Source organism: Thermus igniterrae ATCC 700962 (genome assembly GCF_000376265.1).
Classification (GTDB): domain Bacteria; phylum Deinococcota; class Deinococci; order Deinococcales; family Thermaceae; genus Thermus; species Thermus igniterrae.
The window spans coordinates 1-15,058 of record NZ_AQWU01000059.1 but is presented as its reverse complement, the minus strand read 5'-3'; the positions used below and the strand labels follow the sequence as shown (position 1 = coordinate 15,058).

The window sequence follows — 15,058 nt, the reverse complement described above, 5'->3', positions numbered from 1 at the left end:
TATGGTTAGCCCAGCCCTGTGCAAGTACTGTGAAAAATAAACCGTAGTCCCCCAGCCTTCCCTCCTCGGGACACGGGTTTAGGGAAGCACCTTGTCCGGGTTGAGGATGCCCTCAGGGTCCAAGGCCCTTTTGACGGTGCGGAAGGCCTCGAGGCCCTCAGGGGCCAGGGCCTCCGCCATGAACTTTCGCTTCATAAGCCCGATGCCGTGCTCCCCCGAGAGCACCCCCCCGTGGCGCAGGGCCACGCGGGCGATCTCATGGGCCAGCTCCCAGACCCTTTCCTCGGGCTCGCACCGGGGGTCAAAGAGGATGTTGGGGTGGAGGTTCCCATCCCCGATGTGCCCGAACTGCACCACCAGGAGGCCAAAGGCCTCCCCCAGCGCCCGGATCTCCCGCACCACCTGGGGCAGGCGGCTCCGGGGCACGGCGATGTCCTCGTTCACCCGCTTAGGGCGCAGCCGGCCCAGGGCGGGGCTCACCGCCCGCCGGGCCCGCCAGAGGGCCTCGGCCTCCCCTTCGTCCCTCGCCCGCACCACCCGGGCCCCGTGGGCCAAGGCGGCCTCCTCCAGAAGGGAAAGCTCCTCCTCCACCGCCTCGGCCTCCTCCCCATCGGTCTCCGCCAGGAGGAGGGCGTGACCCCGGGGAAGGCCCATGCCCAGGTAGTCCTCCACCGCATCCACGCAGTGGGGGTCCAGAAACTCCAGCCGCGCGGGGACCGCCCCCCGGGCGATGGCCCGGGAAACCGCCTGGGCCAAAGCGCCCACCTCGGGGAAGACCGCCATCAGGGTGGCCCGGTGGCGGGGCAGGGGCAGAAGGCGGAGGCGGGCTCCGGTGATGAGGCCCAGGGTGCCCTCGGAGCCGATGAGGAGGCCCGGGAGGTCGTAGGCCTTGCGGTCCAGGCGGTGGACCTCCCCCCAGGCATCCACCCACTCCAGCTCCAGGACGTAGTCCCCCGTGACCCCGTACTTGAAGCAGAGGGGCCCTCCAGCGTTCTCCCCCAGGTTCCCCCCCAGGGTGCTGGTGCGGTAGGAGGCAGGGTCTGGGGGGTAGAAGAGGCCGAAGGGACGGGCGGCCTCGGAGATGCGGGCCGTGGTCACCCCGGGCTCGGCCCAGGCGGTGCGCCCCACGGGGTCCACCTCCAGGCGAGCCATGCGGGTGAAGGCCACCACCACCGCCCCCTCCCCGGGCACCGAGCCCCCGGAAAGCCCGCTCCCCGCCCCCCGGGCCACCAGGGGAAGCCCGTGGCGCCGGGCCAGGCGCACCAGGGCCTGCACCTCCTCCCGGCTTTCCGGCAGAACCACCGCCAGGGGCTCTGGGCCCACCAGGATGGCGTCGTAGCGGTAGACCTCCTTCTGTGCCCGGGAAAGCAGGGCCCGGGCACCAAAAAGGCGCCGAAGCTCCTCCAAGACCCCCTGGGTGGCCGCTCCCATGCCCTTAAGGCTACCAGGAAGGGTCGCAGAAGGAAGCGGCCGGGCGCACCGGGCTCTGGGCCGGCACATAGGGGCCGGGAACCCCCTCCGTGTAGCCCCGGAGCCAAAGCCTCCTATGGGGCAGGGGCTCCACCCCAATCCCCTGGGGGGCCACCCCCAGGGCTTGGGGAGAGGCCAGGGCCACAGCCCGCACCTCCCCCGAGGGGGTCACCCCCGGTGGGTCCCCGGCCCCAAGAGACCCTGTAGGGTCCCGCGCTCCTGAGAAAGGGCCTGGTCCGGGCCCAGGCCCTCGGGAAACCAGAAAAAGTCCAGGCAGTCCAGATGGCCCTCCAGGAAGAAGCGGAAGTCCACCTGCGTGTTACCGGCGGTGCAGTAGGCGGCCTGGGTCTCCAGGCCCTGGATGCGGTGCCCGGGGAGGACCTTGAGGGAAAGGGTGCAGGCGGAAAGGGCGATAAGGAAAGGGAGGAGAAGGAAGCGCATGCTTTCATCCTTACTTTCTGCCACGCCAAAAGGGTTGGGAAGGGGCTAAAAAGGCCTTTAGACTTTAGGTTATGGCCTACTGGCTCCTCAAATCCGAGCCCAAGACCTACAGCATAGAAGACCTCAGGCGGGAAAGCAGGGCCATCTGGGACGGGGTGAGGAACTACCAGGCCCGGAACTACCTGATGCAGATGGAAGAAGGCGACCTCTGCTTCTTCTACCACTCCGACCAGAACCCCCCGGGCATCGTGGGGCTCTGCCAGGTGGTGGCCACCCGTCTCCCCGACCCCACGCAGTTTGACCCGCAGAGCCCCTACTTTGACCCCAGGGCCACCCGGGAAAGGCCCCGCTGGTACACGGTGGAGGTGGCCTTCCTCGAGGCCTGGCCCCTCATCCCCCTGGAGGCCCTCAGGACCTGCTTCCCCCCCGACCACCCCCTGGTGCGCCGGGGGAACCGGCTTTCCGTGATGCCGGTCCCCCCGGAGGTGGCCCAGGCGCTTATTGCGCGGAAAGGGTGCCGATGATGCGGAAGAGGGGCAGGAACATGCCCGCCACGATCATGCCCACGATCACGCCCAGGAAGATGATCATGAGGGGCTCAATGGCGGCGGTGAGGCTGGCCACCGCCTCGTCCACCTCCCGCTCGTAGAAGTCGGCGATCTTGGAAAGCAGGGTGTCCAGGGCACCCGTCTCCTCGCCGATGGCCACCATGGAGCTCACCATGGGGGGAAAGACAAAGGGGTGCTGGGCCAGGGTGAGGTTCAGGGGGTCCCCTTGCTGGATCCTTTGCTTGGCCGCCTCCACGATCTCCTCCACCACCACGTTCCCCGCGGTACCCTTGGTGATGTCCAGGGACTCCACAATGTTCACGCCGCTAGAGAGGAGGAGGGCCAGGGTGCGGGAAAAGCGGGCCACCGCGGTCTTGCGGTTGAGGTTGCCGAAGACGGGGATGCGGAGCTTGATGCGGTCAATGACCTTCCGCCCCTGAGGGGTGCCGTAGTACCAGCGGTAGACGAAAACCAGGACCACCGCCAGGAGGAGAAGGGGCAGGGTGGACGCCTGCAGGAACTTGGATACGGCGATGAGGAAACGGGTGAGGAGGGGGAGCTCCGAGCCCAGGTCGGTGAGGATCTGGGCGAACTGGGGCACGATGCCCGTGAGGAGGAAGTAGGCCACGCCCACGGCGAAGACGAAGACGATGGCGGGGTAGGTCATGGCGCTACGGATCTTGCCCCGGAGCTCCAGCTCCTTCTCCAGGAAGCTGGCCAGCCGGTCCAGGATCACGTCCAGGCCGCCCGAGGTCTCCCCGGCCCGCACCAGGTTCACATAGAGGCGGGAGAAGAGCTTGTGCTTGGTGAGGGCATCGGAGAAGGCCAACCCCCCTTCAATGTCGGTGCGGACCTGCTTGAGGATCTCGCGAAACTTCTTGTTCTCCGTCTGCCGCTCCAGGATGGCCAGGGACTGGAGAAGGGTGAGGCCAGCCCCCAGCATGGTGGCGAGCTGCCGGGAGAAGATGGCCAGGTCCTTCAGGCCGGGGCCCCGCTCTATGGCGGGCAGGCGTACCTCGGCCTGCAGGCCCCTCCCTGGCTCCTTGATCTCGGCCACGAAGAGGCCCTTGTCCCGCAGAAGCCGGGCGGCGGTGCGCAGGTCTTCCGCCTCAATGGTGGCCTCCACCAGGCGGCCCTGCCGGTCCCGGGCCTTATACTGGTAGACTGGCATGGCCCTAGTATACCCCAAGGAGCTGGACGAAGCCGCCAAGACCCTCAAAGGGGGCGGTCTGGTGGCCTTCCCCACGGACACCGTCTGGGGGGTAATGGCCCTCATGGAGGACGAGGCGGCCTGCCGCCGCATCTACGCCCTCAAGGGACGGGAGGAGACCAAGCCCCTGCAGGTGCTGGTGGCCGACCTAGAAAGCGCCCTGAAGCTGGCCGAACCCGGGGCCCTCAGGGAGAAGTTTTTACGGCTTGCCGAGGCCTTCTGGCCGGGGGGGCTCACCGTGGTGGTGCCGGGCCGGAACATCCCCCCCTGGATCAGCCCGGACGGCTCCGTGGGCCTGAGGATGCCCGCCCACGAGACCCTGCGGGAACTCCTCCGCCGGGTGGGAGGGCACGTGGCCGCCACCAGCCTGAACCGGAGCGGGGAGCCCCCGGTGCGCACGGAGGCCGAGGCCCGGGCCTTTGCCGTGGACTACGTCTTCCCCGGGGAGGCGGGGGGGCTTGCCTCCAGCGTGGTGGACCTGCGCACGGGGGAGGTGTTGCGGGAAGGGGCCATCCCCAAGGAGGCCCTGCTGCCCTACCTCCGCTAGCCATGGAGGTAAGCCTCAAGGCCGAGCTCCTGGCCGTCCTCTTCGCCGCGGGGCGGCCTGTGGCCCTGAAGGAGCTCAGGGCCCTGGGCCACCCGGAGGAGGTGCTCCTGCGGACCCTCAAGGCCCTGGAAAAGGACCTCGAGGCCGGGCACCTGGGGGTGGCCCTGGAGCGGGTGGCGGGGGGGTGGCGGCTGGTGGTGCATGAGGCCGCTCTGCCCGCGGTGGAGCGGGTGCTCAAGCCCTCCCCGCCCCGGCTTTCCAAGGCAGCCCTGGAGGTGCTGGCCCTCATCGCCTACCACCAGCCCGTGGCCCGGGCGGAGCTGGAGGCCATGCGGGGCAAAAGCGTAGAGGGCATCCTGGAGGGACTACTGGAAAGGGGGCTGGTCCAGTTGGTGGGGGAGAAGGAGGCCCCGGGGAGGCCCAAGCTCTACGGCACCACCGAGCGCTTCCTGGAGGTCTTCGGCCTGGAGAGCCTAGCCGACCTCCCGCCCCTCGAGGACGGCCCACCCCTCCTCCTCCGGGGCTAGGGCCTCCTTGGTGGGGACGGGCAGGGGGCTAAAGAGCTCGTTCTGCCGCACGAAGGCCAGGAGAAAGCGGCCCAAGAGGCGCATCTGGCTGCGGTGGGCCCGGATGGCCTTCTCCTTAAGGCGGACCTCCTCCTCGGTGAGGGGGAAGCGCCACCAGATGAGGCCCCGGCCTCGAGGCGGGGGGTAGAGGGGCAGGCGGGGGTGGAGGCCCTTGGGCAGGGGGTACTGGTACCCTCCGTGGATGAGGTAGTACTCCAGCCGCCCCTCCATGCCCAAGGAGGCCGCCGCCTGCATGCCCAAGTAGGCGGTGGCCTGGTGGTCCCGGTGGGCGTCCAGGGGGCTGGGGAGGAGGATGCGGGTGGGCTTGAGGCGCTCCAGAAGCTCCACCAGGGTGGCCTCCAGGGCCTTGCCCGTGTAGGGAAGCCCCGGGCGGTAGCACCCGGGGTAGGCCACCGCCTTGAGGCCGGTGTAGGGGCTCTCGTAGGCCAGGTAGTAGTGGGTGGTGAAGAGCTGGAAAAGACCCTGGTCGGGAAAGCCCAGGAAGTAGGCGTTTTCCCGGGAAACCCCCAGGGCCTCCAGGCCCCGCCAGGCCTCCACCATGCGCCTCAAGGCCAGCCTGCGCATGGCCTCCTGGGAGGGAAGAGGGCTTCCTGCGGCCAGGTCAAAGGCGTCCCCCGAGGTGAGGTAGACCACGCTCACCCGCCCCCCCGCCGCCAGGGTGCGGCGCATGCGCCCGGCCGCCGCCAGGACCTCGTCGTCGGGGTGGGGGGCCAGGACCAGAAGGTGCTCCTCCGGGCCAGGCTCCTGGGCCCGGGGCAGGTGGCGCACCCGCAAGGAGGTGAGGAAGGCGTGGTAGTAGGCGAAGACGAAGCGGCCGTTGACGAAGGCCCAGACTCCCAAGGCCGCCAGGAGGAGGGCCAGCCGCTCCGCCCAGACCAGGCCCAGCCAAAGCCTTAGGGCCTCCGCCAGACCCAAGTAGAGGAGAACCAGCAACACCAGCCACTGCCAGGGGGCCAGACGGCGCACGGAGGCATTTTATACCCCGGCCAGAACCGGTTTCCGGGAAAGGTTAGAATGATTTCGTGGCCCATCTGCGCCCCGCCCGGGAAACAGACCTCCCGGCCATCGCCCGCCTTTCCCACCAGACCCTCCTCCTGGGGCGGGAGGGAGGCCACGCCTTCCCCAGCCAGGAGCTCTGGGGCGAACTCTTCGTGGCTCCCTACCTGCGCCGGGGCTGTTGCAGCCTGGTGGCCGAGGAGGGGGAGGTGCTGGGCTATGTCCTGGGGGCCTGCTCGGACTGGGCCTTGGCCCTAGATCTGCTGCCCCGCCTGCCCCGGCTCCTCCTCAACCTCCTCCTGGGGCACTATGGCCCCCGGCTTCCCCACCTCCACTACCTCCTCCGCCTCCTCCTCTACCCCGGGCCCAAGGCCCCCAAAGGCCTCTATCCCGCCCACCTCCACATTGCCGTGCGCCTCGAGGCCCAGGGGCAGGGCCTGGGGAAAGCCCTGCTCACCGCATTCCTGGACTGCCTCAGGGCCCAAGGGGTGAAAGGGGTACAGCTTTCCACCACCCGGGTCAACCAGGCCGCCCGCCGGCTCTACCGGAGCCTGGGCTTCCGGCTTTACGCCAAGAAGGCCAGCCCCTTCTGGGCCCCCTACCTGGGCCACCCGGTGATCCACGAGGTCTGGGTACGGGAGCTCTAGGCCATAGGGGCCATAATAAGGGGGTGCTGCCCGAGGCCCTGAGGGGGTTTGCCAGCTATCGGGATTGGCTAGAGGCCGACCCCGAGTTCCGCGGCCGCATCGTCTTCGCCAAAACTCTCCCCAAAAAGCCCCCGCGGACCCTCCCCTACCAGGGGGCCTTCGCCGGGGTGCTCCAGGCCCTGGGCCTGGAGCCCTTCGCCCACCAGGTGGCGGCCCTCAAGAGGGTGGAGGCGGGGGAAAACGTGGTCATGGCCTACTCCACCGCCGCGGGCAAGAGCCTGGTCTTCCAGGTACCCGTGCTCCAGGCGGCCCTAAAGGGCGAGACCAGCCTCCTCCTCTTCCCCACCAAGGCCCTGGCCCACGACCAGCTCCGGCGGCTTAGGGCCATGGCCCAGGCCCTGGGGGTGAAGGGAGTCTATCCCTACGACGGGGACACCCACGGGGAGGGGCGCCGCCGGGCCCGGGAGGAGGGGCTGGTCCTCCTCAGCAACCCCGACATGCTCCACTTCGGCCTCCTGCCCCGGCATGGGGACTGGGCCCCCTTCCTGTCCCGGCTGCGCTACCTGGTCCTGGACGAACTCCACGCCTACCGGGGGGTGTTCGGCACCCACGTGGCCCTGGTGCTCTTCCGCCTCCTGCGCCTGGCCCGCCACTACGGGGCCAACCCCCAGGTGATCGCCGCCAGCGCCACCATCGGCAACGCCCAGCACCACGCGGAGACCCTCACCGGCCTTCCCTTCGTGGAGCTCAAGGAGGAGGTGGCCCGCTCCGAGCGCGAGCTTCTGGTCCTCCTGCCCAAGCCCCTGGACCGCACGGGGGAAAGGCGGCGTAGCCCCCTCCTGGAGGCCGCCTACCTGGCCCGGGCCCTGGCCGAGGGGGGGCTTAGGGGCCTGGTCTTCACCAACGCCCGCAGGAGCGCCGAGCTGGTGGCCCGCTACGCCGCCCACCCCGCGGTGCGCCCCTACCGGGCGGGATATACCGCCCGGGAAAGGCGCCGGCTGGAGGAAGCCCTCAAAGGGGGGGAGGTGCGGGTCCTGGTCTCCACCAGCGCCCTGGAGCTGGGGGTGGACATCGGGGAGCTGGACGCGGTGGCCCTGGTGGGCTACCCCGGCTCCATGGCCGCCTTCTGGCAACGGGCAGGGCGGGCAGGCCGGGGGGAGCGCCGGGCGTTGGTGGCCTTCATCCCCCGGGAAGACCCCCTGGACGAGTACTTCCTCCACCGCCCCGAGCTCCTCCTGCAAAGCCCCCCGGAGGCGGCGGTGGCCGACCCCAAAAACCCCGTCCTCTGCCCCCTGCACCTGCACGCCGCCGCCTGGGAGAAGCCCCTGGCCCGGGAGGAGGTGCTCTGCCCGGAGGGATTTGGGGAGCTCAGGGAAAGGGAGGGGCGGTGGTACACCCCCAAGCGCCACCCCCACCGGGACCTGAGCCTGCGGGGGCTTGGAGCCACCTTCACCCTGCGGGGGCCAGAGGGGGAGTTCCTGGGCCACCTGGACGAGCGCCAGGCCTACTGGGAGGCCCACCCCGGGGCGGTTTACCTCCACGGGGGGGAAAGCTTTCTGGTGCGGAACATAGACCCGGTGCGGCGGGAGATCTGGCTCTTGCCGGCCCTCGAGGACCACTACACCGAGCCCCGGGTGGAGACGGACCTGGAGGTGCTCTCCGGCGAGCCCCTGGGCCACGGGGTCTGGGTGGGGAAGGTGGTGCTCCGGGAGAGGGTGGTGGCCTACGTGAAGAAGCGCTTCTTCACGGGCAGCGTCCTGGAGGAAGTCCCCCTGGAATTGCCCGAGATCACCTTCCCCACGGAGGCCCTCTGGTTCCACCCAAAGGAGGTGGTGCCTCCCCACCGCATCCCCGGGGGCATCCACGCCCTGGAGCACGCCATGATCGGCCTCCTTCCCCTCTTCGTCCTGGCGGAGCGGCAGGACATCGGCGGCCTCTCCTATCCCTTCTACCCCCGGCCCCTGCCCTCGGGGAGCGGCCCCACGGTCTTCGTCTACGACGGCTACCCCGGGGGCGTGGGCTACGCCCGGGCCGCCGCCCGCCGCTTTCCCGAGTGGCTGAGGGCCACCCTGGACCTCCTCAAGGCCTGCCCCTGCCTCGAGGGGTGTCCGCGGTGCGTCCTGAGCCCCAAGTGCGGCAACGGCAACCAGTACCTGGACAAGGAGGCCGCCCTGCACCTGGCGGCGGCCCTGGCCCTCTCCCTGCCCCGGCGCACGGTGCATTAGACTCTTCTCATGCGCCGGGGCCCGGTCTTGGAGGAAAGTCCGGAGAGTTTCTTCGCCCGCTTCCAGGCCCACGCCCTGGAGGCCCACCTCCTCCCCGAACCTTGGGGAAGCCCCCTCTTGGAGGTGCTGGCGGCGGGGCAGGTGGTGTGGGCCTTTGACCGCGGGGCCCCCCCTGCCCCCACGGGACGGGTGCGGGTCCTCCTCCACGGGGTGGTGCGGGAAGCCTGGCCTTGGGAAGGCGAGCCCTTCCTGGAGCGGGAGGGGGCCAGCTACCGCCTGGGGGGGCGGGCCACCCCCTTGGGGGAAGGGTTTTACCTCCTGGAGGGCCCCCTGCCGGTGGTGGTCTACGCGGAGGATCCCCTGCCGGACAGGGCCCAAGTCCTCCTCTGGCCTCCCCTGATGCTCTTTAGGGAGTGAGGGTGCGCTGCGAGTGCGGAGCCAAAAACCCCCCGGAGGCCCGGTTCTGCATGGCCTGCGGCCGGGCCCTGGGGGCGCTTTTGGCCACGGAGCGGCGCTTTGTGAGCGTGGTCTTCTACGACCTGGTGGACTCCAGCCGGCGCTTCCAGGCAGGGCTCAGGGCCGCTTACCAGGGCCTGCAGGAGGCCCTGGAGGGGGCTGCCCGGGTGGCCCGGGCCAAAGGGGGCTTCGTCCACCGCTTCCTGGGGGACGGGATCCTGGTCCTCTTCGGGGCTCCCCGGGCCCGGGGCAAGGAGCCCTGGCGGGCCCTGGAGGCCGCCTGGGAGATGGTGCGCACCTCCCCCCTACCCGCCCGCGCCGGGGTGGCCAGCGGGGAGGTGCTCTGGGCCCCCCTGGGAAGCGGCCAGGCAGGGGAACCCACGGCCGTGGGCACCCCCGTGGTGTTGGCGGAACGGCTTTCCAGACTGGCCCAGCCGGGGGAGGTCCTCACCGAGGCCGCGACCCTGGGCCTGGCCCCCGGGGTCCGGGGGACGCCCCTGGGGCCCAAGGAGGCCAAGGGGCTGGGGACGGTGGAGGTCTACCGCCTGGAGAGGGTGGCGGTGGACCTGGGCGCGGAGGGTAAGGCCCTCCTGGAGCGCCTGGAACAGGCCTTCCAGGCCCCCCCGGCCCGGTTCAACCTGGTGGGCCCTCCGGGAAGCGGAAAGAGTCTGCTTTTGGAGGAATTTCTGGAAAGGGCCCCCAAGCCCGTGGTGGTGCTGGAGCGCATGGGGCCGGAAACCCCCCTGCGCACCACCCTCCAGCAGGCGGTGGTCCGGGCTTTCGGCCAGCCAGAAGCCCTGCTGGCCCAAGCGGAGCTCCCCGACCCCCTGGCCCTGGCCTGGCGCTACAGCCTGGGCCTGGAGCCCCGTCCCCCTTGGGAGCGGGAGAGGCTTAACGAGGCCATCCTCGAGGCCTGGCGCCAGGTGCTCAGCGCCCTCCCCCAGCCCGTCCTCCTGGTCCTCAAGGACCTGCACGCCCCCGACCCCACGCTGCGCAAGGCCCTGGCCCAACCCTTCCCGCACCTCCTGGTCCTGGCGGAAAGCCGCCGGCCCCTCTTCGGCCCCCTCCTGGAACTAAGGGGGCTCAAGGCCCCGCCCCTTCTGGCCCTGCAACCCGCCCTGGACGCCCTGCCCCTGGCCGAGCGGCAGGCCCTCTTGGCCTTAGGGGTCTTAGGAGAAGCCCCCTTAGAGCTCCTGAAGGCCCTGGTGGGCACCTTCTCCTGGGAAAGGCTGGAGGCGGAGGGGCTGGTGGAGGGGGAAAACCCCCTGCCCGAGGTGGCCCAGGCCGCCCGGGCCCTGGTCCCCGAGGAGCTGGCCCAGGCCTGGCACCAGGAGGCGGCCCGGTTCCACCGGGCAAGAGGGCAGTACCTCCCCATGGCCCGGCACCTGCGGCAGGCGGGTAGGGCCCAGGAGGCCGCCCAGACCCTGAGGATTCTGGCCCAGGAGGCCTGGAGGCAGGGCCACCCCGAGGAGGCCATCCCCCTCTACCAGGAGGCCCTGGAGGCCGCCCCCCAGGGCTGGCGGAAGGCCCTGGCCCGGGAGCTCCAGGACGCCCGGGCCTCCTTGGGCTGGGGACTGGAGGCCGAGGGGGGGCCCCGGTCCCAGGACCCCGTGCTCCGGGCCCTCCGGGAGGCCCAGGCCCCCCTGGACCTCCTCCCCCTCCTCCCCGGCCTGAGGCCCTACCCCCTGGAGGAGGCCCAGGCCCGCCTCCTCCTGGCCGGGGCCCTCTGGCGGCGCTTCCAGCCCCGGCTGGCCCTGGAGCTCCTCCCCGAGCCCCACCCCGGGGTCCCCGAACCCCTTCGGGTGCACTGGCGGAGCCTGCGCGCGGGCCTCCTCATGGACCTGGGGCACTACCTCGAGGCCGAGGCCCTGCTTTCGGGAAGCGGGGGGGAGGACCCGGAGGCCCGGGCCCGCTTTCAGGCGGCCCGCCTCCGCCTCCTCCTGGAGACCGGCCGCCTGGCCCAGGCCCTGGGGGAGGGGGAAACCGCCCACCGGGAGGCTCCCCATCCCTGGCTGGCCGCCGCCCTCCTGGGGGCCTGGACGCTAAGGGGGCGCTTCCGCGAGGACCTCTTCCAGATGGCCAGGACCCACCCGGACGGGCGGAGCCTGGCCGTGCTGGCCTTGGCCCACCACCGCTGGCAACGGGGCCTGGACCCCCTCCCCTTCCTCAAGGAGGTCCTCCGCCAGACCCGCCGCCTCCCCAACCCCTACGTCCACCACCTGGCCCTCACCTCCCTGGCCCTCTACCTCTGGCCCCGCGCCCCAAAGAAGGCCCAGAGCCTCTCCCAGCACCTCCTCTACCAGACCCACCGCACGGGCTTCGCCGTGCACCTGGAGGTGGCCAGGCTCCTAAGGGCCCAGCTCCTCTTGGAGCAGGGGGAAAGGGTGGACCACCTCCTGGGCTTCACCCCCTCGGTGCCCCTCACCCGGGTCTGGCAGGGCGTCCTGGCCGGAAAGGAACCGGAGGAGTCCCTCTCGGGATACGGTATCCTGGGAAGGTGGGTCCGGGAACTCTGGCGTAGGCGGGGGGTAGGATGGACGCAGCACAAGCAGTAGAGGCCATCAAGCGCCGCCTCTCCCTCAAGGAGGTGGTCTCCCGCCACGTGGTCCTCAAGCCCGCCGGCCGGGGGCGCTGGAAGGGCCTCTGCCCCTTCCACCAGGAGAAGACGCCCTCCTTTTACGTGGACGAGGAAAAGGGGCTTTTCCACTGCTTCGGGTGCAAGGCGGGGGGGGACCTCTTCGCCTTCGTGGAGCGGATGGAGGGCCTGGACTTCGCCGGCGCCCTGGAGCGGCTGGCGGAGGAAGCGGGGGTAGAGCTCCCCAAGCGGGGGGGGTTCCAAAGGCGCCGGGAACTTCTGGACGTCCTGCAACTGGCCCAGACCTACTTCCAGGAGGGCCTGAGGGCCAGCCTCGAGGCCCAGGCCTACCTGAGGGCCCGGGGCCTGAGCGAGGCCAGCGTGGCCCGCTTCGGCCTGGGCTATGCCCCGGCCAGGGGGGAGGGGCTCGTGGCCTTCCTCACCCAGCATGGGGTCTCCCCCGAGGAGGGCCTGAAGGCCGGGGTGCTGGCGGAAAAGGAAGGGCGCTTTTACGACCGCTTCCGCCACCGCATCACCTTCCCCATCAAGGACCACCTGGGGCGGATCGTGGCCTTCACCGGGCGGGCCCTGGGGGACGAGACCCCCAAGTACCTGAACTCTCCGGAAACCCCCCTCTTCCGCAAGCGGGAGGTGCTCTTCGCCTACCCCGAGGCCAAAGCCCGCCTGCGGGAGACGGGGCGGGCCATCGTGGTGGAAGGGCTTTTTGACGCCATCGCCCTGCACCAGATGGGCTTCGGGGAGGCGGTGGCCGTGCTGGGCTCGGGGCTTTCCGAGGAGCAGGCCCGCCTCCTCAAAAGCCAGGAGGTGCGGGAGGTCTACCTGGCCTTTGACGCGGACGAGGCGGGGCAGCGGGCCACCCTGCAGAGCCTGGACCTGGAGATGGCCCGCCAGTTCCTCTTCCACGCGGTGCGCCTGCCCGCCAAGGACCCCGGGGAGCTCCTCCTGCACCCCGAGGGGCCGGCCCTCTTCCAGGAGGCCCTCCTCGAGGCCCTCCCCGAGGTGGAGTTCCGCTTCCAGGAGGCCAGCAAGGGCCTGGACCTCTCCCGGCCCGAGCACAAGCGCAAGGTGCTGGAGGCCCTCACCCCCAGGATGCTCTCCCCCGAACCCTTTGACCCCGTGGCCGACCGGCTCAAGGCCCTGGTGGTGGAGCGCCTGGGCCTGAGCCCCCGCCAGCTGGAGGAGTACCTCCTGAGCCGCAGGCGGGGCAAGCCGCCCCCGCCCCCACCCCCTAAGGCCGAGCCCAAAAACCGCACCCTCCTCCTGGAGCTGGACGTGGTGGCCCTCCTCCTCTCCCTGCCCGAAGAGCGCTTCCTGGAGTGGGTGCACCACGTGGCCGACCACACCTGGCCCCCCGAGGGCTCCCTGCTGGCAGAGTTTCTGGACCTGGCCCGCAGGGTGGGCCCCAGGCGGGACCACCTGCGCCAGGTGTTGAGCCGCAAGGAAGCGGGGGGGATCTTCCTGGAACGGCTGATGATGGCCCCCTCGGTGGAGGAGTCCCGCTTCCCCGAGGTGGTGGAGAAGACCCTGGCCCGCCTGCGGGAGGCCTACTACCTGGAGCGCCGGGCCAAGCTGAAGGAGGCCCTGAGCCGCACCCCAAGCCTGGAGCTCCTCAAGGAAATCCAGGAGCTGGACCAGGCCATAGAAGCGGAACGGCGCATCTATCGCCGCCTCTAGGGGTAGAATGCCCCTGGGCGCAAGCCCGAGGGAGGTAAGCCATGAAAAACCCCGTTCGTGTGGCGGTCACCGGCGCCGCAGGGCAGATCGGCTACAGCCTCCTCTTCCGCATCGCCGCGGGGGAGATGCTGGGCAAGGACCAGCCCGTCATCCTCCAGCTCCTGGAGATTCCCCAGGCCCTGAGAGCCCTGGAGGGGGTCATCATGGAACTGGAGGACTGCGCCTTCCCCCTCCTGGCGGGGATTGAGGCCAGCGATGACCCCAGGGTGGCCTTCAAGGACGCGGACTACGCCCTCCTGGTGGGGGCGGCCCCCAGGAAGGCGGGCATGGAGCGCCGCGACCTCCTGGAGATGAATGGCCGCATCTTCACCGAGCAGGGCCGGGCCCTCTCTGAGGTGGCCAAGCGGAGCGTGAAGGTGCTGGTGGTGGGCAACCCCGCCAACACCAACGCCCTCATCGCCTACAAGAACGCCCCCGGCCTGGACCCCAAGAACTTCACCGCCATGACCCGGTTGGACCACAACCGGGCCAAGGCCCAGCTGGCCAGAAAGACCGGGGTCCCCGTGGACCAGATCCGCCGGATGACGGTGTGGGGGAACCACTCCTCCACCATGTTCCCCGACCTCTTCCACGCGGAGGTGGCGGGAAAGCCCGCTTTGGAGTGGGTGGACATGGAGTGGTACGAGAAGACCTTCATCCCCACCGTGGCCCAGCGGGGAGCCGCCATCATCCAGGCCCGGGGGGCCAGCAGCGCCGCCAGCGCCGCCAACGCCGCCATTGAGCACATCCGGGACTGGGCCCTCGGCACCCCCGAGGGGGACTGGGTCTCCATGGCCATCCCCTCCGATGGCTCCTACGGGGTCCCTGAGGGCATCGTCTACTCCTTCCCCGTGACCGCCAGGGACGGGGAGTACCAGATCGTCCAGGGTCTGGAGATCAACCCCTTCGCCCGGGAACGCATGGAGATCACCGCCCGGGAACTCCTGGAGGAGATGGAGCAGGTGAAGGCCCTGGGTCTCATCTGAGGGCACCGGCCGGAGGCGTGGGCCTAGGCCCACGCCTCCGGGGCCCAGGGGTAGACCACCCAGGCCTCGGCGGCCTCGCCGTAGAAGTCGGGGCGGTCAGGCACCTGGTTCCTGCTGGGTTTGAAGTGGAGGGTGGCCACCAGGGGCACTCCCCCTGCCTGGCGCACCCGGGCCTTGACGGCAAAGGCGGTGCGGCCCGAGTCCCAGACATCGTCCACCACCAAGACCCGCTTGCCAAAGAGGAGGGGGTCTGGGGGGAACTGCAAGAACACCGGCTCAGGCAGGGTCTCCTCCCCCTCGTAGAACATCACCGCTGCGGTGAGGATTTCCCGCAGGGAGAGGGCCTGGGCCAGGAGGGCGGTGGGGATGATATGAAATCCTCCCGATCCATTCCCTCAGCATCCCCCCGGCCACCAGTGAAAAAGAGTGTGGCTCCGAATAAGCTCCGGCTGGGTCTGCAAGTAAGCACAGCGGGCCTCCACCCTCTCCCAAAGCTCCTCCTCCGAATCCACCCGCCCATTCGCTACCACCCCGTCCACCAAGGGCCATACCCGCTCCACAGGCTGTAGCTCAGGAGAGTAGGGGGGCAAAAAGACCAAACCTACCCCCTCCGGTACCTCCACCCGCCTGGACACG

Annotated in this window: 15 protein-coding genes; 9 read left to right on the top strand and 6 right to left on the bottom strand. The window is 70.3% G+C overall.

Annotated elements, in window-relative coordinates; translation table 11 throughout:
* Positions 1–78 precede the first annotated feature (78 nt).
* The 3 genes from B128_RS0105320 to B128_RS13155 are packed head-to-tail and all read right to left on the bottom strand — an operon-like array spanning position 79 to position 1,911.
* Positions 79–1,431, bottom strand: a complete 1,353-nt coding sequence (locus B128_RS0105320; RefSeq protein ID WP_018111242.1) for an FAD-binding oxidoreductase — start codon at positions 1,429–1,431, stop codon at positions 79–81.
* A gap of 10 nt (positions 1,432–1,441) precedes the next feature.
* Positions 1,442–1,624, bottom strand: coding sequence for a hypothetical protein (locus B128_RS13160; RefSeq protein ID WP_245537225.1), 183 nt, complete (start codon positions 1,622–1,624; stop codon positions 1,442–1,444).
* A 14-nt stretch (positions 1,625–1,638) separates the two neighbouring features.
* Positions 1,639–1,911: a hypothetical protein gene (locus B128_RS13155; protein WP_245537224.1), complete on the bottom strand. Its 273-nt coding sequence runs from the start codon at positions 1,909–1,911 to the stop codon at positions 1,639–1,641.
* Positions 1,912–1,982: 71 nt separating this feature from the next.
* Here B128_RS13155 and B128_RS0105310 point away from each other — a divergent pair, with 71 nt between their 5' ends.
* Positions 1,983–2,435, top strand: coding sequence for an EVE domain-containing protein (locus tag B128_RS0105310; RefSeq protein WP_018111239.1), 453 nt, complete (start codon positions 1,983–1,985; stop codon positions 2,433–2,435).
* Here the strand turns inward: B128_RS0105310 and pilC are convergent.
* Entirely contained in the window at positions 2,410–3,630 is a 1,221-nt protein-coding gene (gene pilC / locus B128_RS0105305; protein ID WP_018111238.1) for a type IV pilus assembly protein PilC, read from the bottom strand. The two genes, B128_RS0105310 and pilC, sit on opposite strands and share 26 nt — an antisense overlap.
* On the opposite strand from pilC, the gene B128_RS0105300 reads away from it, so the two are divergent.
* The gene (locus B128_RS0105300; RefSeq protein WP_018111237.1) at positions 3,629–4,216 is read left to right on the top strand and encodes an L-threonylcarbamoyladenylate synthase; all 588 of its coding nucleotides are present in this window, start codon (positions 3,629–3,631) and stop codon (positions 4,214–4,216) included. The two genes, pilC and B128_RS0105300, sit on opposite strands and share 2 nt — an antisense overlap.
* 2 nt (positions 4,217–4,218) lie before the next feature.
* Complete coding sequence (gene scpB, locus B128_RS0105295) at positions 4,219–4,743, top strand: SMC-Scp complex subunit ScpB (RefSeq protein WP_018111236.1); 525 nt, start codon at positions 4,219–4,221, stop codon at positions 4,741–4,743.
* Here scpB and B128_RS0105290 read toward each other — a convergent pair.
* A complete protein-coding gene (locus tag B128_RS0105290) occupies positions 4,690–5,769 on the bottom strand; it encodes a PIG-L deacetylase family protein (RefSeq protein WP_018111235.1) in 1,080 nt (359 codons plus the stop codon). The genes scpB and B128_RS0105290 overlap by 54 nt on opposite strands.
* A gap of 56 nt (positions 5,770–5,825) precedes the next feature.
* Here B128_RS0105290 and B128_RS0105285 point away from each other — a divergent pair, with 56 nt between their 5' ends.
* The 6 genes from B128_RS0105285 to B128_RS0105260 are packed head-to-tail and all read left to right on the top strand — an operon-like array spanning position 5,826 to position 14,422.
* Positions 5,826–6,446, top strand: a complete 621-nt coding sequence (locus tag B128_RS0105285; RefSeq protein ID WP_018111234.1) for a GNAT family N-acetyltransferase — start codon at positions 5,826–5,828, stop codon at positions 6,444–6,446.
* 23 nt (positions 6,447–6,469) lie between these two features.
* Entirely contained in the window at positions 6,470–8,671 is a 2,202-nt protein-coding gene (locus B128_RS0105280; protein ID WP_018111233.1) for a DEAD/DEAH box helicase, read from the top strand.
* A 9-nt stretch (positions 8,672–8,680) separates the two neighbouring features.
* On the top strand, positions 8,681–9,088 hold the full coding sequence (locus B128_RS0105275; RefSeq protein ID WP_018111232.1) for a hypothetical protein: 408 nt from the start codon (positions 8,681–8,683) through the stop codon (positions 9,086–9,088).
* A 2-nt stretch (positions 9,089–9,090) separates the two neighbouring features.
* On the top strand, positions 9,091–11,682 hold the full coding sequence (locus tag B128_RS0105270; RefSeq protein ID WP_026175044.1) for an AAA family ATPase: 2,592 nt from the start codon (positions 9,091–9,093) through the stop codon (positions 11,680–11,682).
* Positions 11,661–13,397 (top strand): DNA primase, encoded by a 1,737-nt coding sequence (gene dnaG, locus B128_RS0105265; protein WP_018111230.1) that lies wholly within the window; start codon positions 11,661–11,663, stop codon positions 13,395–13,397. Before B128_RS0105270 ends, dnaG begins: the two co-directional genes overlap by 22 nt.
* Positions 13,398–13,438: 41 nt before the next feature.
* Positions 13,439–14,422 carry a malate dehydrogenase gene (locus tag B128_RS0105260; protein WP_018111229.1) on the top strand — a complete coding sequence of 328 codons (984 nt, stop codon included), beginning with the start codon at positions 13,439–13,441 and terminating at the stop codon, positions 14,420–14,422.
* 23 nt (positions 14,423–14,445) lie between these two features.
* Here B128_RS0105260 and B128_RS12245 read toward each other — a convergent pair whose 3' ends face one another.
* On the bottom strand, positions 14,446–14,730 hold the full coding sequence (locus B128_RS12245) for a phosphoribosyltransferase (protein WP_018111228.1): 285 nt from the start codon (positions 14,728–14,730) through the stop codon (positions 14,446–14,448).
* Between the last annotated feature and the right edge of the window lie 328 nt (positions 14,731–15,058).